This window comes from Rhizobium grahamii CCGE 502 (genome assembly GCF_000298315.2).
Lineage (GTDB): Bacteria > Pseudomonadota > Alphaproteobacteria > Rhizobiales > Rhizobiaceae > Rhizobium > Rhizobium grahamii.
Genome location: NZ_AEYE02000038.1, coordinates 20,634 through 37,464 on the forward strand (window position 1 = coordinate 20,634; position 16,831 = coordinate 37,464).

Here is a 16,831-nt window from a genome sequence, read left to right on the forward strand (position 1 = left end):
GCCCTACCGCGTCGCACGACGCGATAGTCACATGACGGCTCTGTCGTCATGTAAGCGGCGAGCGTTGTTCTGTGCCACAAGCTGCCTCTCGGGATCCCGCCAGAAACTGCAGAGATATACCGCGGCAGGTAATCAGAGGGACCTTGACCGGTCAAAAGTCGCTGCCAAGCGTCTCGGAGTCGCCCCTCGAGCCGCGGCCCGCCGAAGTTTGCCAGACTTCTCGCCGATTGATTGGCGAACCAGAGAATGGCCTTCTCGCCATCAATGTCTTCGAGCCATGGATCGTTATCGGGCATTTAGCGTCGGGCGAGGTCTATTTCGGTGAAGATCCGAACTACTTCGGATCGAAAATCACTCCGTCGTCCGAGCAGGCGGCAATTCTGTCACTTCGGGCCCATGACCCAGCGACTTGTTGACCTCCGGGATGATCTTATCTCCCCAGAGCTCGATTTGCCGCAGCATCGTTTTCTGGTCGAAATCTCCCAATTGGGTCTGAATAGCGATCTGGTTCGGTTTCAGGATGTCTATCTCTTCCAACAGCCGATCGATCACATGATTCACGCTACCGATCGGCAGGTTTTCGCGCATCGTCTCGAAGGACAGGTCCCGCTGCGTCGGCGTTTCATGCAGCAGATAGCCATCTAGGCTTTGCTGGCGGCGCAAAAGCAGGGCTTCGGACAACCGGCGTTGGAAGCGGGCATTATCGAGATAGCTGTTGATCTCCTCCTCCTCGTCGCTGGCATAGCAGCAGCGCAGCAGCGATATCTTGGCGTCCGTAACATTCTTACCTTTTGAAACTGCTGCTTTCTCGATGCTTTCACGCAGCGTGCTCAAAGTGTCCAAGCCGTCGTGGAATGCTGTGACGAAGAGATTGTGTCCCTCACGATAAGCTCGACCCATGCTGTATCCGGACGCTGTCGCGATCCAGATTGGCAGTGTTGGCTCCTGGGCTGTGCGCACCGAAATCGATGTTGGAGGTATCTTTTTATACCGCCCGTCGTGCTCGAAGATTCTCTGATTGAGACCCTTGAGAAGGATGTCCAGATATTCCGAAAAGACAGACGGCGCCTCATTGATATTGACGCCAAAGCGCTCGAACTCGAACTGCTGATATCCCGAGCCGACGCCGAGCTCGAGCCGGCCGTTCGAAACAATATCGGCCAATCCGATCTCGGAGAGCAGGCGAAGCGGTTGATAGAGCGGCAGCACACAGACCGCGGTGCCGAGGCGAATAGTGCTTGTCAGGGCGGCGCAGTGCGCCACCATCATCAAGGGCGACGGAATTAGGCTATAATTGTTGAAGTGGTGCTCGGCGAACCATGCGGTGTTGAAGCCAGCCTGCTCCGAAAGGACTGCCTGTTCGATGGAGTTGCGGATGACCTCGTGGGACGATTGATGATAGCCGCGCCGAGCGGCCAAGAGGAATGTCGCGAATTCCATGGTGTTTCCTTGTTTACGGCAGATTAGCGGTCACGGGTGCGCCAGCCTTGGTAGCAGCTGGATCTGTTCGCCTTTGAAATTATTGGCCCCGATGAGCCGCAGCCAGTCACGTGGAAGACAGTCGAAATCATTCTGCGGCCTCCGTTAAATCTTCTGTGTTCGTAGGCTAATCCCGCAGCCCCGGGCGAGGTCCAACCACCGTACACGTACAGGGTTGAGCCGTTGACGTATGATGCGTCAGTCGATGCCAGGAAAAACGCTGTATCAGCGACCTCTTCCGGCTGTCCCAGCTTTCCATCGGGATGCGCCGTCTGATTGATGTCCAGTCGATGTGGCCGAGCTTCACCAACTGAGCAACACCAGGCGTGTGGATGTAGCCAGGAGCGACGCGCCATGTGTCCCATCGGCACGCGCGGGCGCACCGGGGCGAGGTCTATCTTGCCCGCGCGTTCAAGTTCCGAGACCATCGGCGTGCGTATGTAGCCCAGTGCTACCGCGGCTACGCGAATGCCGCGCGACGCCAACTCGCATGCTAGCGATTTCGTGAACGATATCGCTTTCGAGGCGGCGTAGGCGTTGCGTTTGGGATTGCCGAGCACGCCCGCCAGCGTGGCGACGTTGACGATGAAAGCGCCTGGCTTTATCCGTAGAGCTGCTTCGCGGGCCATTGAGAGGGGCCCGATCAGGTTTACAGCCAAGACGCGTCGGAAGGCGTCGATAGTCGTGTCAAAGGTCGCAGCCATAGTAGGCTCTATGGCGGCGTTGTTGACGAGCACGCCAGCTTGGCCGAATTGTGCTTCGATCCGTTCATAAAGCGCAAGTAACTCCTCTCGCGAGACATCGAACTCAAGGCCCGGATGCGGGTCGCCGAGCCCGCGGGTCAGGCTCAAGCACTCCGCCGCCAGGAGGTCCACAGCGACGACAATATTCCATCAGCGGCAAGGACATCGACCAGAGCAGGACCGATCCCGCTTGGGGCGCCTGTGATGATGACGATTGTCCTGCTTGTTTCATGAGATACGTTCTACTGACCAGCGTTGGCAACCTCAGGCCATGGATCCTAATGATCCGTCGCGCTACTGCAGCACGTCGTGCTGGCAAGGAGTTTCCGTTTCAGTAGAATTGTGCGTGCCGTCGATTAAGCCTCACTTTCATTTATGCAGCGCTTGCCCAGAGTGTAGACCGGGTCATCTGGATGCGATCCTCCGATCGGCTGCCGGGGGCCGAACCGCTCCTTCTCGGATGCCGCGGACAGGCTCTGTTCCTCGACCAAATCATAGACCACCGTGCGTTCGGCAATTCGCCAGTCCCCTCCCCTCTTCTGAAATAGATCACAATAACGACCGCAGATGAGGACCTGACGTAGCGTCCCGACACCGTCCGGGGCGCGTTGCAGTGCGGCGAAGTAGCTCTCGACAGCGGCCTCTGCCGGGCTAATGAACTCAATCAAAATGTTTGTGATCTGATGGATGTTGCGCGGTCCGGTCTTGAAGACGCCCATCGCAAACTCAACGAAGCCCTCTGCCGAGCCTGAATAGGCCCCGTGGCTGTCATGCGCATCGGGCCAGTAGGAACCGCGTAGCGCCGCTTCATCCGCGCGGTCTATCCCGCGGCAGTACCGATAGAGACAGTCGCGGATCGCCTCGCGGTCGAGCAATTGGGTAATTTTCTTGTGCTTCATCGCTTTGTCGCAAATCTGAGAATGGGAGAGGCATTTCGCGCATCCGGTTGCGCACCCGAGGTCTCGACTGTTCGTCGGTTTACGCAGTCGCACTGAAGGCAAACCCTCCTGTCGCTTGGGCATGCATGCCAAACAGCTGCCGTAGAAGTTGACCGACTGGGGCAGCTGAACGGGTACGGTGTCTGGACAGAGACCAGCGCCGACATATACCTGTGACGTTCAATTTAACTCCCACAGTGTTGATTGAACAAAAGGCGATCAAGCAATACATCGGAGCTGCAATCGATTTCCAGCGCACGTTCGGGGCAGGATCGAGCGCCTCGTGACGCGAGCAGTTCGTCTTTCTCCTCAACATCGATATCGCCGGGCAGTATGTAGCCCTCGTCATTAAGGTTGAAGATGTCGGGCGCTTGCGCCCAGCATCGAGCATGACCTTGGCATTTGGCATTGTGGACGATGATGCGCATGCGGTACCTCTATATCTGTGTCCCGGCGCCAATGGTCAGGACCAGTCCAGGATTAGATTCTCGATTCCGAACACATGACCGCCATAGGTGATAGGCGCGGTACCTTCCTTAATACGGAAGTCGGGGATGCGAGACAGCCACTCCTCCAGGCAAATGACGATCTCCCGCCGGGCAAGGTGCGAGCCAAGACAACGATGGGGACCGTAGGCAAAAGCGGTGTGGCGATTGTCTTCTCGCGCCAAATCGATCGTGTTGGGACATTTGAATTCCGCGGGGTCACGATTCGCAATCATCGTGGCGCAGGAAATATAGTCTCCCTTACGGATCGGCGCGCCTTCGAAATCGATATCTTTCGTTGCTACGCGGATCATCTGCACGGTCGAATAGGCGCGCAGCAATTCTTCGGCTGCGAGCACGATTCGACCCGGTTCACTCCGCAGCAATTCCTGGTCTTTGGGATTGCGCGCGAGATAGGACAGGTCAAAGCCTATCGCCGTTGCGACTGTGTCGAGTCCCGCGACGAACAGAAGCACGCCAATGCCGCGGATTTCCTCGTCTCTCAGCGGGCGGCCATCGACCTTTGCCTGCACGACGAAGGTCATGAAATCGTCGGCTGGTACCTTGCGGCGCATGGCTGCAAGTTCGTCGATAAACGCCAGAATTGTGCGGGCGGCTGCTGTTCGTTTGATGCCGTCGCCGTGGAGCAGATCCTTTCCCCAGCCGACAAATGTGTCGAGTCGCCCACCGGATAAGCCCAGAAAACGAAGGAAGATGCTGACCGCAAAAGGAAAGGCTAAATCCTTCATCACGTCGCAACTTGTGCTCGACGCGGAGATCGTGTCGATCAGCGCGACCGCGCGCTCACGCACAGCCGGTTCCAGTGCCATCACCCGCTTGGGCGAAAGCAGCGGATTGAGGAGTGAGCGAAACAGGCCGTGCGCAGGGGGGTCGAGTTCAAGCGGGATCAACGGCCAATTTTCGCCGAGCGCGGAAGCGAAAAGGCTGCGATGGCTGGAAAAGGTTGCGGTGTCTTGCAGCAACCTACGCTGATCTTGGGCACGAGTGATGACCCAGGTACCTCGGCCATCGCGTGTGTTGCAGGGGGAATAAAAGATCGGCGGCCCGTTATGGACGCAAGCGACAGCTGAATGCGGATCCCCATTTTTGATGCGTTGCATAGCAGGAGACGTGAACAGGCTGAAGTCCCTTACCATTTCGGGCGGGACATGATCCGGAACTGCGTTGCTCACCACTAGGTTTCTCCTGTCAGCAAACCACCCACCAGGCTGCGCGGCGCGTTGCTCACCCGACAATATTGTAAGCCCCTCGCCGGGATACGACATTCTCGGTGAAGAGCGTGGCTTGGTCGCTGGCCAAGCGATCGACACTCGTGTTCCACGGGTTTTACATCCCACCGATAGATACGATGTGACGCAGACCTGAATTGTTACTTTCCTTCGTTCTCATCCGGAGCGGTCACTGGCGAAGTGAATAGATCGACAACACTCGCAGCCTTGACTCAAAACTCGTGCCAATTTGACTCATCGAGCCGAGATACCAATTTTGCGATTGTTTCCAGGTATTTAGCCTGAGGCGAAACAAAGAGATTGGCTGTGCTAGCCTGTGTCGCGTGCCCGACAAATCGGACAAAAGATGACGCGCGTTTGAGACCACTAAAATGTGCCCTCACAGAAACGCGAGTTGTTTGGTTCGCGGTCTCGATCAGCGCGCCACGACGATTCTTAAGGCAGCGACCGGAATCGCCGCCACCAGGATGTTTTTCTGGAAGATGGCATCGCCCATCTTCGTTCTCAATCTTAATAACCATCGCCGACGCGATCAACATGCACGAGTCGACTGTGAGCCGGGTGACGTGGAATAAATACATGCTCACGCCCCGCGGTGTGTTCGAGCTGAAGTATTTGTTCGCAGTCGCGATCCCCTGGCGAGGCGCTCTCCGCCGAAGCTGTCCGCCATCACATAAAGGCGATGATTGCCCCAGAAACGTTCGACGATGTGCTTTCCGACGACGGCATCGTTGTCCGGCTCAAGGAAACCGGCATCCCATCGCTCGCCGCACCGTCGCATAATATCGCGAGGTGATGAACATCCCTCGTCCGTGCAACGCCGCCCGGAGAAGCGCGGCGGTTTGTGTTGATGACGGCTAAGGCGTGACGCTCTCATACCTTTGACGGAAGCTTTCTTAACCCAAATCGATCCCTTCCTTGAGTGCGAGGCGGCTGTTGCCTTCCTCTGGGCCGAAGCAGTCTTTCAAATCATTGCACTCCGGGCAACTGGGCGCGGTACACAGTGAAAAACCTTCAGCCTCGCAGAGCTTGCGGTAGAGGTACTTCTTCCATCTCATCTTTTGGGTATTACCGGCCGCCAGCTTCGGAAAATGTGTGGCAAGCAAGCGGCTGAGCTCGGCCTGGTTGGAGAGGCCGAGGTCCTGCCAGAGATGGTCGTTGCGTAAAGCACGCCGGGCGATGATCTTGGCAAAGCGGGCGCTCGTAATGTCGTCGGCGCGGGCATGCGCCAGCAGCATGCCGCGCAGAAGTTCTTCCTCAAGGCCTAGCGCGGGATCGCTCACCTTTTCTAGGGAGAAGGCCAGGGCAAGCCTTGCGGGGAAAAGGCGGGTTAGGATATCGTGCAAATCGGCACTCGAAAGGCCGGTTGCCTCGGTCGCCGTCGCCTCGCCAGCATCGATTTCCTCCAGCGCGCGTGAAAAGACACAGGCAAGCACATATTCATCGAAATCCACCTCCACGTCCATCCGCGGCAATCGCCCGGTGCTGCGCGATTGGTGTCGTCGCCGATTGTGCTGGTAGGACATTCGGACTCCATGGGGGATGCCCTTTTTCCAAAAACCGCGCATCCGAGGCATATCTGACATTGCGCTTTCATTCCTTCGTTCCATTGGTCGATGTCAATCGGTCGGCTCCTGCCGCTTCGTGACGAGGGCGATTCAAAAATTGTGCCAGCTCGCAAACGAGGCTTTAGGAAGCGGAACAATTTATTCAATTTTCCCAACGACCTAGGTTAAAACCAGCGGGAAAAGCCGAGGCCAAATACCAGAGGTCGCCTAATGGACAAGGCCGACAGTAGTTCCTCCTGCTCCAGAATGTCTTCTCTCTTTGGCACGGTACATGCACGGTCATCCGCGACCGCGCCATCGACTAAGGAGAAATCATCGCATGATCACGCTCACCGAAAATGCCCTCACCGTCATGAACTCTGCGCTTTCCCAAGCCGCCGCACAGGTGGAAGGTTTTCGCATCATGGTCGAGACCGGCGGCTGCGCCGGCTTCAAATACGTGGTGGGGCTGGAGAGCTCCGCGCGCGAGGGCGACGCGGTCGTCGAAACCGATGGGGTCAAGGTGTTCGTGGACTTAGGTTCGCAATGACATGTGGCCGGCATGACCATCGACTTCGTCACGGGGCTCGAATCCTCCGGCTTTGTCTTCGACAATCCCAACGCGGGGGAGAGATGCGCTTGCGGCAAGTCCTTCGGCTGATCATCGGATCTGAGGAAGGGCTATGCTGAATTATAGCGAAAAGGTCATGGAACAGTTTTTCCATCAGAGGGATGCCCTTATCAACAAGTTCACCACGATTGAGCGGGTCACTGAGGACGCCAAGCCTCGCAGCCAGGTCACATGCTTCAAAGCCATCGAAGCAGTGGTTGTCGGTCTTCACGCAGCGTTGGTCAACGAAGGCCACATCAAGAAAGAGGAGGCCTTCCCGACCGGCACAAAAAAGGTCCGCGCGCTCAAGAGCACGGCGCGGTCGGAGCCGCTGTGAAAGCAGCAATCGTTTCCTGGGGTTCGTACAACGGCGCCGCCCGAAACAGTTCGGGTCTCAGCGGGAAGGTCCGGCAAATAATGATGCTGCAGCGAATTAGACTGAATGGAACCGATGCCGAGGGCAGGCGTTCTCACCTGCGCGCTGACGGCGGAGACTGCGACCTTGTCCACGACAACCGCGATCAGGCTCCGTCAAACCGGCCTGCGCCTGGACCCGTGGTCTGCTCGCCTTGGTCACTATTAATCGATCCTCAACGAAACCACCGAGCACTTAGCCCTTTGCGTCGTTCTCATCCGCCGAGATTGCAACCATGAAATCTATCTATCTCGACAACAATGCAACGACACGGGTCGATCCTGAAGTGGTTGAAGCCATGCTGCCGCTCTTTACGGATCAATTCGGAAATCCTTCGTCGACGCACGCTTTTGGCTCCGCCGTCGGCGTGGCAGTGAGGAAGGCGCGCCGGCAGTTGCAGGCACTGATCGGCGCGGAGTTCGATGATGAGATCGCGTTCACCTCAGGCGGGACGGAAAGCGACAATGCAGCGATCCTTTCGGCGCTCGAGGTGATGCCCGACCGCACCGAGATCGTGACGTCCGTAGTCGAGCATCCAGCCGTGCTGTCGCTCTGCGCGCATCTTGAGAAGGCGCGCGGCGTCAAGGTGCACAGGATCCCAGTGGATCGCCATGGCCGACTCGATCTTGAGGCCTACGGGACCGCGCTCACTCATCGCGTGGCAATCGTTTCGATCATGTGGGCGAACAATGAAACGGGTACGATTTTCCCTGTGGTTATGCTTGCCGAGATGGCCAAGAAAATCGGCGCACTTTTCCACACGGACGCGGTCCAGGCAGTCGGCAAGGTTCCGATTGACCTGCAATCGAGTGCAATCGACATGCTGTCGCTATCCGGACACAAGTTCCATGGACCAAAGGGTGTCGGCGCACTCTATCTCAGACGGGGCGTGCCCTTCTCGTCGCTGATTAAGGGGGGCCATCAGGAGCGCGGCCGACGCGCGGGTACAGCGAATACGCCCGGCATTGTAGGTTTAGGTAAGGCTGCCGAGCTCGCGTTGAAATTCATGGACGACGAGAGCATACGGTTGAAGTCGCTTCGAGACCGCCTGGAGAAAGGCGTTCTCCAGCGTGTTCCAGACTCCTTCGTTACCGGCGATCGGCTGGAGCGGTTGCCGAACACGGCAAACATCGCCTTCCAACATGTCGAAGGCGAGGGTGTGCTTCTTCTTCTCAATCGTTACGGCATTGCCTGCTCTTCCGGCTCTGCCTGTACCTCCGGTTCGCTGGAGCCGAGCCATGTCTTAAGGGCGATGGACATCCCTCATGCTGTGGCACACGCGACAATCCGCTTCTCATTCTCACGCGATAGCTGTGACGAGGATGTCGACCGGGTTCTCGAAGTTATAACTGGCATCGTGGAGAAACTACGGGACGGTTCCCGGTCTCTGCCACGTGGCTAAAACCTGCAATCCGGTCCCTGCGGAGGAGAAGAGCAGGCGCTAATGAAACGACAAGTCTTTCTCAACGATACGACCTGCGAGACGGCGAGCAGTCGCCCGGCGTCATATTCACTGCGGCAAAAAAGCCGGGGCTCGTTCAGTCGATTGCCGTGTCATCGCCAATGCAGTGGTCATCGAGGACGTCCCGCGCCGTGTCACCGTAATGGGCAAGTCGGTGCATCGGTGGATCGATCTCAACCACCTGCCAATACGCGATCCAGTGCCGACGCGGCTGCCTTACCTTCGACCGCATCTCATTCCTCGAACAGCGCATTTCGCAGGTTGCAGCGGCAGCTAGCGGCGAATGGTCTCGAGATCACCGCTCACGACCAGGGAGAATCCAATGTGCCGTTGCTCCGCTAACTGCAATCCCATCAATGTCAACAACATCCTCGAGCGGCTGAAGCGCCTGTCGGCTGCGGAGGAGTTCTTCGCAGTCCTTTGGGTCTCCTATGACCCGAAAGTTCTTGATGTCTCACGACTCCATATCATGAAGCGCATGGGGCAGTACCTAGCTTCAGAGGACTTCTCCGATCTCCCCGACCGGGTGATCGCTGCCCGCGCAGGCGCCATGCTGGAACGCGCCTACGATGATTTCGCGACTTCCCCGCCGCTCACGCACCGGGTCTTCAAGGTGCTCAAGGACCACGATCCGGACAACCCCGCCACACCGGGCCGCACCTTCGTCCCGTTGGACTCCTTCCTGATGCCGTTCGAGAAGGAATGAGCGTGTCACTGTTGCGACACGACAATGTCGAGAAGTAGGCAAATCCAGCCATACGGCCGCAAGACTTAAAAACGCTTGCGTTTCAAAGCGATAGGGGAATGCAACGTAATTGGCACTTATGATGCTTGCAAGGATATGAAGTGCCAAGCCCGCCATCCATATAGGGAGGGAGTAAGAAATCGCCATGCACATCGTAATCTGTATCAAGCAGGTGCCGGATTCCGCACAGATACGTGTCCATCCGGTGACGAACACAATCATGCGTCAGGGTGTGCCAACCATCATCAACCCCTATGATCTGTTCGCCTTGGAGGAAGCCCTTGAATTGCGCGACTCTCATGGCGGAGAGGTCACCGTGCTCACTATGGGGCCGCCCATGGCAGAGGACGCGTTGCGCAAGGCGCTCACCTACGGCGCGGATCGCGCCGTACTCCTGACGGACCGCCATTTTGCCGGCTCTGACACTCTTGCAACCTCATTCGCTCTATCTCAAGCAATCGCGAAAATCGGAGAGACCTTCGGCACGCCTGACATCGTCTTCACGGGCAAGCAGACGATCGACGGCGACACCGCCCAAGTCGGGCCTGGCATCGCCAAGCGCCTCGACCTGCTGCAGCTCACCTATGTCGCGAAGATCGCTTCTATTGATCTCAATGCGCGTGAGATCATGGTGGAGCGTCGCTCGGAAGGTGGCATGCAGAAGCTGAAGAGCAAGCTCCCTTGCCTCGTTACCATGCTGGAAGGCACCAACGAGATCCGCCGCGGTTCGCTCGACGACGCGCTGCGCGCCGCGCGCAGCGAGATCGTAAAGTGGAGTGCTGCCGACGCTGGCATTGAGGACCTCACCAAATGCGGCCTGCGTGGCTCGCCAACCGTCGTCAAGCGAGTCTTTGCACCTCCTGAGCGGGTGGAAAAGGCGGAGCAAATCGACACCACCGAAAAGACGCCGCGCGATCTCGCGGATGAGTTGATCGCCGGGATCTTCTCGCGCCAGCCGGCGCTAGAAGACGAACTTGCCTTCAACGGCGAGGCGTGAAGGCAAGGAGCGACGATATTGAGCACGAATCGAGAAACCCCTCCTCCAGCCGCTGGCCGCGCCGGCATGAAGAAGGAGCTGCCCGAGCAATTTAAGGCCTATCGGCACGTTTGGGTCTTTATCGAGCTGGAGCGCGGCCAGGTCCATCCCGTCTCCTTCGAGTTGCTCGGCGAAGGCCGCAAGCTCGCCGACAAGCTGGGCGTCCAGCTAGCCGCCGTCGTTCTCGGACCGCCGGGAGAGGCCACCTGGTTTGCCATCGCCGAGGCCTTTGCTTATGGCGCCGACCTTGCCTACATCGTCGAGACCCCACTGCTCACCGACTATCGGAACGAGCCTTTCACCAAAGCATTGACGGATCTCGTTGTTACCCACAAACCCGAGATTCTGCTTTTAGGGGCGACGACGCTCGGCCGCGACCTTGCCGGTTCCGTGGCGACGACCTTGTTGACAGGGCTCACGGCCGACTGCACCGAACTCGATGTGGATGCGGACGGCTCCCTTGCGGCGACCCGGCCGACCTTCGGCGGCTCCCTGCTATGCACAATCTACACACTCAACTGCCGACCGCAGATGGCAACGGTGCGGCCGAGGGTCATGGCAATGCCGCAGCGCGGGAATAACCAGGTCGGGCGTGTCATTCAACACGACGTGCCGATGGTCGAGGAAGAGATCGTCACCAAAGTCCTCGGCTTCATGTCCGACGGTCAGTCGGCAAAGGCCAATCTCGCCTATGCCGATGTCGTGGTTGCCGGAGGCCTCGGTCTCGGCGCGGCGGAGAACCTGAAGCTCGTGAAGAATCTCGCGCGGGCGATCGGGGCCGATTATGGCTGTTCGCGCCCTCTGGTCCAGAAGGGCTGGATGCCGGCTGATCGGCAGATCGGGCAGACTGGCAAAACTATCAGGCCGAAGCTCTACATAGCGGCCGGCATTTCCGGCGCCATCCAGCATCGCGTTGGCGTCGAAGGAGCTGATCTCATTGTAGCGATCAACACCGACCGCAACGCGCCGATCTTCGATTTCGCGCACATCGGCGCCGTCACCGATGCGATCCGTTTCCTGCCGTCATTGACGGAACTCTTCACCCATCGGCTGTCGCCGCACAGTCGCGAAAAGCTTGCAAACTGAGGGGGCACGGCCATGACCGAGGAGAAGTTCGATGCCATCGTTATCGGGGCCGGCATGGCCGGCAACGCAGCTGCTTACACCATGGCAAGCCGCGGCATGAAGGTGCTGCAGTTAGAGCGCGGCGAGTATCCGGGCTCCAAGAACGTCCAGGGCGCCATCATGTACGCGGACATGCTGGAGAAAATCATCCCGGATTTCCGAGATGATGCGCCTCTCGAGCGGCATCTCGTCGAGCAGCGCTTCTGGATGATGGACGACACATCCCACGTCGGAATGCAATACCGGTCGGATGACTTCAACGAGTCGAGGCCCAACCGCTACACGGTCATTCGCGCCCAGTTCGACAAGTGGTTTTCGCGCAAGGTGCGCGAAGCCGGAGCGACGCTTCTATGCGAGACGACGGTGACGGAACTCGCCCGCGACGCAAAGGGCAAGGTGATCGGCGTCCGCACCGACCGCGGTGGCGACGCGATCCTTGCGGACGTGGTCGTTCTCGCAGAAGGCGTCAACGGACTGCTCGGCACGCGGGCGGGCTTGCGTGAAACGCCAAAACCCGAAACCGTGGCGCTCGCCGTCAAGGAAATGCATTTCCTGGCCGAAGAGGTGATTGACCAGCGGTTCGGCCTCAAGGCCAACGAAGGCTGCGTCATCGAGGCAGCTGGCACTATCTCCCGCAACATGGCCGGGCTCGCCTTCCTCTATACCAACAAAGAGTCGATCTCGATCGGCATTGGCTGCCTCGTTTCCGAATTCGCGGCGACAATGGAGAGCCCTTATGACCTGCTCGAAAGGTTCAAGAACCATCCGTCGGTCAAGCCGCTGATCGCGGGTTCGGAAGTCAAGGAATATGCCGCTCATCTCATTCCGGAAGGTGGCTACAAAGCAATCCCGCCGCTCTTTGGCAACGGCTGGGTCGTCGTCGGCGACGCGGCGCAGCTCAACAACGCCGTGCACCGCGAGGGATCCAATCTCGCCATGACGTCGGGGCGCATCGCCGGCGAAGCTATCGTCCAGATCAAGAACCGCAAGAAGCCGATGATCAAGGAGAACCTCGGCCTTTACAAGGCGATGCTGGAAAAGTCTTTCGTCATCAAAGACTTGCGCAAATACAAGGACATGCCGGCCCTGCTGCACACCAATTCCCGCAATTTCTTCACAACCTATCCAAAATTGCTGTCGCAGGCCGCGCAGAACTTCATGCGAGTGGACAGCACCCCGAAGATAGAGAAGGAACGGGCGACCATGGCCGCCTTCATCAAGGCGCGCTCGCGCTTGGGGCTGGTCAGTGACGCCGTCCGATTGGTGCGCGCCTGGCGCTGAAGGAGAGATGAGATGACGGTTGCAGTGACCAACATACGCGTAGAGGATAAGCTTTACCAAAACCGCTACGTAGTCGATTCAGGACGCCCGCACATTAAAGTGCGACCGCATCAGCGGCCGAGCGTAAATCTCTACGCCCTGACAAGTGTGTGCCCGGCCAAGTGCTATGAATTGAATGATCATGGCCAAGTCGAGATCACCGCCGACGGGTGCATGGAGTGCGGCACGTGCAGAGTACTTTGCGAGACAAGTGGTGAGATCGAGTGGAATTACCCGAGAGGCGGCTTCGGTGTTCTGTTTAAGTTCGGATAACCGCTTGCAATGCGCCGTCTGATTGATGTCCAGTCGATGTGGCCGAGCTTTACCAACTGGGCGATCCAGGCGTGTGGATGTAGCCAGGAGCGACGCGCCATGCGTCATTGACTCAAGGGCCTCGAACCAGCATCGCGATTTGCAGCCAAAGCCGCAGCAGTTTTGCAAGATCCATGTCAGAAGCTTGAAAATCCGCATTAAGGTTCATATGAATACTCGCAAACAGCCCGTGCGATCGGACGATGGAGTAGAACCTCTATCTGCACTACCTGCTAAACCTGTGCGCTAAGCGGGCATCCCATAGTCTACGAAGTATCGAAGGTTCTGACTGCCCCGGCCCGGCTAGAGATCACGCTTGCCAATGTCGTGAACCTTCTCTCTTCCTTTCTGCAGATACGGCACGGAGCAATCGTTGTCCCGGCCGCGGAAGGACAGCCCGAGATTGCCGCAACCGCCGACATCCCCCGTCCCTCTCAATCGAGCGCTCGCAGCGTCATACCAGAAGCGCTAATGGACCATATTGTGACAACGGGCGTGCCCCTCGTTATACAGGATGTTAGTAAGTCCAAATTATTTCAGGCTGATCTTCAAACGCGTTGGAGCAGCGGCACGGTCCCAATTACATTCATTGGCGTCCCGGTAAAGGCTGAGGACAAAATTCTTGGCACATTGGCGATCGACCGTGTCAGGAACGGCACCACGATCTTCCCCTCCGACGAGGACGTATGCTTCTTAACCATGGTCGCCAACCTCGTCGGTCGGACAATTCAACTTCATCGCATTCTGAGCCAGGAGGGTCAGCGGCTTATCGAAGAACAACAGAGACCCGAGAAGTCGCTCATCGCGGAAAGGAGCGCCCCGGGCCGGCATCCTCACATCAAAATCGACGGGATTGTCGGGAAAAGTCCTGCCCTCACGCAGGTCGTCGGATTTAGCCTGCAAGAACAGCCAGTGCCTTTCTTTACTCTCCTCTGGAAAAGGGGTCCACGGGTCGCACTGCGGCAATACCATTGATGACCTTGCCCAGAATAATGTGATGCTGACTGCATCGCCGCGCTCGAGCCGATACATCGGTGCGTCGCAGGACGACGCATCGTCCGTCAAGGCGTGTGATCCGATCCCGCAATGGGGTTGCGTCTGACGGAACGGGACCGGCTGATCGAGGCGATGGAGAAGGCTGGCTGAGTTCAGGCCAATGCGGCTCGTATCCTCGACATTTTGCCCTTCTTGCATTTTGTATGCTTGAAGTCGGTGGCTTTCACGACCAATCGCTGTCCATTGTCGAGAGCCTGACAAAGCTGTGTCCGAACAAACGGACGGAATGGGGCAAGAAAACCCAAAGATGTTGAAGTATACCGGCGAGCATTGACGCCGACTCGTCATGGGAACCCAGACAGCTAATTTCCGACTTATTGTGCCAAACGTTCGAGAAGGCAGTTCATGAGAGACACCTGGGTGTCGAACCGCGTCTTGACTACGACGATATCGTCGATCACTGCTGCCGCGCTTGGAACAGGCTCATTGATCGGCCGTGGAAGATCATGTCAATCGGAATGCTCGATTGGGGCGCATCGGTCATGATCAGCACACGTTGGTACAAAACCATTCTTTAAGTTGGCATCGCTTTTGCGATTTGAGATGCGACGTTACCTACCAACGGAGTCTTCAATGTCCACACCGATGATTTCGCTTGAGAGCCTGGCCAGCAGGACATCCTTGGATCAATTGCTGGCGACCTCGAAATCCGGTGGGTGCACATCCTCATCCTGCGGCGCCTCCACAAACCCGGACGACATCGACCAGGCGATCTGGGCGAAGATCAAGAATCATCCCTGCTATTCGGAAGAAGCCCACCACTATTTCGCGCGCATGCACGTTGCGGTCGCACCAGCCTGCAATATTCAGTGCAACTACTGCAACCGTAAATATGACTGCGCCAACGAGAGCCGGCCTGGAGTGGTCTCAGAAAAGCTGACGCCGGACCAGGCGCTACGCAAAGTCATTGCCGTCGCCAACGAAGTGCCGCAGCTTTCCGTGCTCGGCATCGCCGGACCGGGCGATGCCTGTTACGACTGGACGAAGACAAAGGCAACGTTCGAACGAATTGCCATGGAGATCCACGACATCAAGCTGTGCATCTCCACCAACGGGCTTGCGCTGCCGGATCACGTCGCCGAGCTTGTGGAGATGAATGTCGATCACGTGACAATCACTATCAACATGGTCGACCCGGAAATCGGCGCAAGGATCTATCCCTGGATCTTTTACGACAACCGCCGCTACACCGGCATCGAAGCAGCCAGAATCCTGCACGAGCGGCAGATGCTAGGCCTGGAAATGCTGACCGCGCACGGCATCCTCACCAAGGTTAATTCGGTGATGATTCCGGGCGTCAACGATGAGCACCTGATAGAGGTGAACAAATGGGTCAAGGAGCGGGGCGCGTTTCTGCACAACGTTATGCCGCTGATTTCCGATCCGGCCCACGGCACCTTCTACGGCCTGACCGGGCAGCGTGGCCCACGGGCGCTGGAATTGAAGGCGCTTCAGGATCGCCTCGAAGGCGGCGCAAAGCTGATGCGCCATTGCCGGCAGTGCCGGGCCGATGCAGTCGGCCTGCTCGGCGATGATCGCGGCCAGGAATTCACTCTCGACCAGATTCCCGGCGAGATCACGTACGACGCCCGCAAGCGCGAGGCCTATCGGGAAGTGGTCGCGCGCGAACGAAGCGATCACGTGACGGCCAAGGACGGGGCAACCGAAATAGTCAAGGCAGCCCGCGGCGGGTCTCTCCAGGTCGCAGTGGCGACGAAGGGCGGCGGCCGCATCAACGAGCACTTCGGTCACGCGAAGGAATTCCAGGTATATGAAGCTTCGCCGAAAGGGATCACCTACGTCGCGCATCGCAAGGTCGAGCAGTATTGCCTTGGAGGCGAGGGCGAGGAAGCCACCCTCGACGGCATCATCGCTGCGCTCGAGGGCATTGACGTCGTGTTATGCGCCAAGATCGGGGAGTGCCCTAGGAATCAGCTCATGGAGGCTGGAGTCCGAGCAACGGACGCTTATGGCTATGATTACATCGAGACCGCCATCGGCGCCCTTTACGCCGCCGAGTTTGGGATCGAACCGGTAGCGGCGACGGCGTGAGCGATCTTATTCTAACAATCTCAAGAGTTGAAAAGGGCCTTCAGGATCATCGTATCCCACTGCACCCAGTGCGGTGCTAGCGAGTTCGAATGCCCTCCGGCGCGATCAAGTTCAAGCGCGCGAGCTACGTGATCGATCCGGACAAGTGCACCGAATGCAAGGAAGCCTTCGAAACCCAGCAATGCGCCGCGATCTTTCCGGGGCCGAAGACCCGCGTTGCCGGCGCACCCTCATTTTAATCGCCGGCATGGTCGAG

Annotated in this window: 15 protein-coding genes and 5 pseudogenes; 12 read left to right on the plus strand and 8 right to left on the minus strand. The window is 58.0% G+C overall.

Annotated features, from left to right (window positions below):
* Positions 1–351 precede the first annotated feature (351 nt).
* From RGCCGE502_RS32275 to RGCCGE502_RS32295, 5 genes and pseudogenes are all read right to left on the minus strand, one after another.
* Positions 352–1,440 carry an LLM class flavin-dependent oxidoreductase gene (locus RGCCGE502_RS32275; protein ID WP_016558430.1) on the minus strand — a complete coding sequence of 363 codons (1,089 nt, stop codon included), beginning with the start codon at positions 1,438–1,440 and terminating at the stop codon, positions 352–354.
* Between the two features lie 23 nt (positions 1,441–1,463).
* Positions 1,464–2,454, minus strand: a pseudogene (locus RGCCGE502_RS32280) (SDR family oxidoreductase).
* 124 nt (positions 2,455–2,578) lie between these two features.
* The gene (locus RGCCGE502_RS32285) at positions 2,579–3,121 is read right to left on the minus strand and encodes a nuclear transport factor 2 family protein (RefSeq protein WP_016558432.1); all 543 of its coding nucleotides are present in this window, start codon (positions 3,119–3,121) and stop codon (positions 2,579–2,581) included.
* Between the two features lie 224 nt (positions 3,122–3,345).
* Complete coding sequence (locus tag RGCCGE502_RS32290; RefSeq protein WP_016558433.1) at positions 3,346–3,588, minus strand: ferredoxin; 243 nt, start codon at positions 3,586–3,588, stop codon at positions 3,346–3,348.
* A gap of 35 nt (positions 3,589–3,623) precedes the next feature.
* Positions 3,624–4,802 (minus strand): cytochrome P450, encoded by a 1,179-nt coding sequence (locus RGCCGE502_RS32295; RefSeq protein ID WP_051158765.1) that lies wholly within the window; start codon positions 4,800–4,802, stop codon positions 3,624–3,626.
* Positions 4,803–5,278: 476 nt separating this feature from the next.
* Here RGCCGE502_RS32295 and RGCCGE502_RS36090 point away from each other — a divergent pair.
* Positions 5,279–5,675, plus strand: a pseudogene (locus RGCCGE502_RS36090) (RNA polymerase factor sigma-54); the annotation flags it as partial.
* Positions 5,676–5,791: 116 nt separating this feature from the next.
* Here RGCCGE502_RS36090 and RGCCGE502_RS32300 read toward each other — a convergent pair.
* Positions 5,792–6,421 (minus strand): nitrogen fixation protein NifQ, encoded by a 630-nt coding sequence (locus tag RGCCGE502_RS32300; RefSeq protein WP_141652461.1) that lies wholly within the window; start codon positions 6,419–6,421, stop codon positions 5,792–5,794.
* A gap of 361 nt (positions 6,422–6,782) precedes the next feature.
* Between RGCCGE502_RS32300 and RGCCGE502_RS32305 the strand changes: the two are divergent.
* The 3 genes and pseudogenes from RGCCGE502_RS32305 to nifS all read left to right on the plus strand — a co-directional run bounded on the left by RGCCGE502_RS32305 (position 6,783) and on the right by nifS (position 8,869).
* Positions 6,783–7,103: pseudogene (locus RGCCGE502_RS32305) on the plus strand (HesB/IscA family protein).
* A gap of 22 nt (positions 7,104–7,125) precedes the next feature.
* Positions 7,126–7,389 carry a hypothetical protein gene (locus RGCCGE502_RS32310; RefSeq protein ID WP_016558437.1) on the plus strand — a complete coding sequence of 88 codons (264 nt, stop codon included), beginning with the start codon at positions 7,126–7,128 and terminating at the stop codon, positions 7,387–7,389.
* Between the two features lie 313 nt (positions 7,390–7,702).
* Positions 7,703–8,869, plus strand: coding sequence for a cysteine desulfurase NifS (gene nifS / locus RGCCGE502_RS32315; protein ID WP_016558438.1), 1,167 nt, complete (start codon positions 7,703–7,705; stop codon positions 8,867–8,869).
* 136 nt (positions 8,870–9,005) lie between these two features.
* Here nifS and RGCCGE502_RS37645 read toward each other — a convergent pair whose 3' ends face one another.
* The gene (locus RGCCGE502_RS37645; RefSeq protein WP_019280570.1) at positions 9,006–9,161 is read right to left on the minus strand and encodes a hypothetical protein; all 156 of its coding nucleotides are present in this window, start codon (positions 9,159–9,161) and stop codon (positions 9,006–9,008) included.
* A gap of 90 nt (positions 9,162–9,251) precedes the next feature.
* Here RGCCGE502_RS37645 and nifW point away from each other — a divergent pair, with 90 nt between their 5' ends.
* The 6 genes and pseudogenes from nifW to RGCCGE502_RS38485 form a co-directional block, all read left to right on the plus strand.
* A complete protein-coding gene (gene nifW / locus RGCCGE502_RS32320) occupies positions 9,252–9,635 on the plus strand; it encodes a nitrogenase stabilizing/protective protein NifW (RefSeq protein ID WP_016558439.1) in 384 nt (127 codons plus the stop codon).
* Positions 9,636–9,819: 184 nt separating this feature from the next.
* Positions 9,820–10,671 (plus strand): electron transfer flavoprotein subunit beta/FixA family protein, encoded by an 852-nt coding sequence (locus RGCCGE502_RS32325; protein ID WP_016558440.1) that lies wholly within the window; start codon positions 9,820–9,822, stop codon positions 10,669–10,671.
* 15 nt (positions 10,672–10,686) lie between these two features.
* The gene (locus RGCCGE502_RS32330) at positions 10,687–11,796 is read left to right on the plus strand and encodes an electron transfer flavoprotein subunit alpha/FixB family protein (protein ID WP_040676168.1); all 1,110 of its coding nucleotides are present in this window, start codon (positions 10,687–10,689) and stop codon (positions 11,794–11,796) included.
* 12 nt (positions 11,797–11,808) lie between these two features.
* Positions 11,809–13,116, plus strand: coding sequence for an FAD-dependent oxidoreductase (locus RGCCGE502_RS32335; protein ID WP_016558442.1), 1,308 nt, complete (start codon positions 11,809–11,811; stop codon positions 13,114–13,116).
* Positions 13,117–13,128: 12 nt separating this feature from the next.
* On the plus strand, positions 13,129–13,428 hold the full coding sequence (locus RGCCGE502_RS32340) for a ferredoxin family protein (protein ID WP_016558443.1): 300 nt from the start codon (positions 13,129–13,131) through the stop codon (positions 13,426–13,428).
* A 366-nt stretch (positions 13,429–13,794) separates the two neighbouring features.
* A pseudogene (locus tag RGCCGE502_RS38485) lies at positions 13,795–14,139 on the plus strand (GAF domain-containing protein); the annotation flags it as partial.
* 21 nt (positions 14,140–14,160) lie between these two features.
* On the opposite strand, the gene RGCCGE502_RS38490 reads toward RGCCGE502_RS38485, so the two are convergent.
* Positions 14,161–14,532, minus strand: a complete 372-nt coding sequence (locus RGCCGE502_RS38490) for a hypothetical protein (protein WP_244441848.1) — start codon at positions 14,530–14,532, stop codon at positions 14,161–14,163.
* Between the two features lie 564 nt (positions 14,533–15,096).
* Here RGCCGE502_RS38490 and nifB point away from each other — a divergent pair.
* Positions 15,097–16,575, plus strand: coding sequence for a nitrogenase cofactor biosynthesis protein NifB (gene nifB, locus RGCCGE502_RS32350; RefSeq protein ID WP_016558446.1), 1,479 nt, complete (start codon positions 15,097–15,099; stop codon positions 16,573–16,575).
* Positions 16,576–16,602: 27 nt separating this feature from the next.
* Positions 16,603–16,814 (plus strand): annotated as a pseudogene (locus RGCCGE502_RS36105) (4Fe-4S dicluster domain-containing protein).
* Positions 16,815–16,831 lie beyond the last annotated feature (17 nt).

Bases quoted from the DNA above. Each gene is read 5' to 3' on its own strand.
- RGCCGE502_RS32275 (WP_016558430.1), bottom strand. From the start codon at position 1,440: ATGGAATTCGCGACATTCCTCTTGGCCGCTCGGCGCGGCTATCATCAA.
- RGCCGE502_RS32285 (WP_016558432.1), bottom strand. From the start codon at position 3,121: ATGAAGCACAAGAAAATTACCCAATTGCTCGACCGCGAGGCGATCCGC.
- RGCCGE502_RS32290 (WP_016558433.1), bottom strand. From the start codon at position 3,588: ATGCGCATCATCGTCCACAATGCCAAATGCCAAGGTCATGCTCGATGC.
- RGCCGE502_RS32295 (WP_051158765.1), bottom strand. From the start codon at position 4,802: ATGGTAAGGGACTTCAGCCTGTTCACGTCTCCTGCTATGCAACGCATC.
- RGCCGE502_RS32300 (WP_141652461.1), bottom strand. From the start codon at position 6,421: ATGTCCTACCAGCACAATCGGCGACGACACCAATCGCGCAGCACCGGG.
- RGCCGE502_RS32310 (WP_016558437.1), top strand. From the start codon at position 7,126: ATGCTGAATTATAGCGAAAAGGTCATGGAACAGTTTTTCCATCAGAGG.
- nifS (WP_016558438.1), top strand. From the start codon at position 7,703: ATGAAATCTATCTATCTCGACAACAATGCAACGACACGGGTCGATCCT.
- RGCCGE502_RS37645 (WP_019280570.1), bottom strand. From the start codon at position 9,161: ATGCGGTCGAAGGTAAGGCAGCCGCGTCGGCACTGGATCGCGTATTGG.
- nifW (WP_016558439.1), top strand. From the start codon at position 9,252: ATGTGCCGTTGCTCCGCTAACTGCAATCCCATCAATGTCAACAACATC.
- RGCCGE502_RS32325 (WP_016558440.1), top strand. From the start codon at position 9,820: ATGCACATCGTAATCTGTATCAAGCAGGTGCCGGATTCCGCACAGATA.
- RGCCGE502_RS32335 (WP_016558442.1), top strand. From the start codon at position 11,809: ATGACCGAGGAGAAGTTCGATGCCATCGTTATCGGGGCCGGCATGGCC.
- RGCCGE502_RS32340 (WP_016558443.1), top strand. From the start codon at position 13,129: ATGACGGTTGCAGTGACCAACATACGCGTAGAGGATAAGCTTTACCAA.
- nifB (WP_016558446.1), top strand. From the start codon at position 15,097: ATGTCCACACCGATGATTTCGCTTGAGAGCCTGGCCAGCAGGACATCC.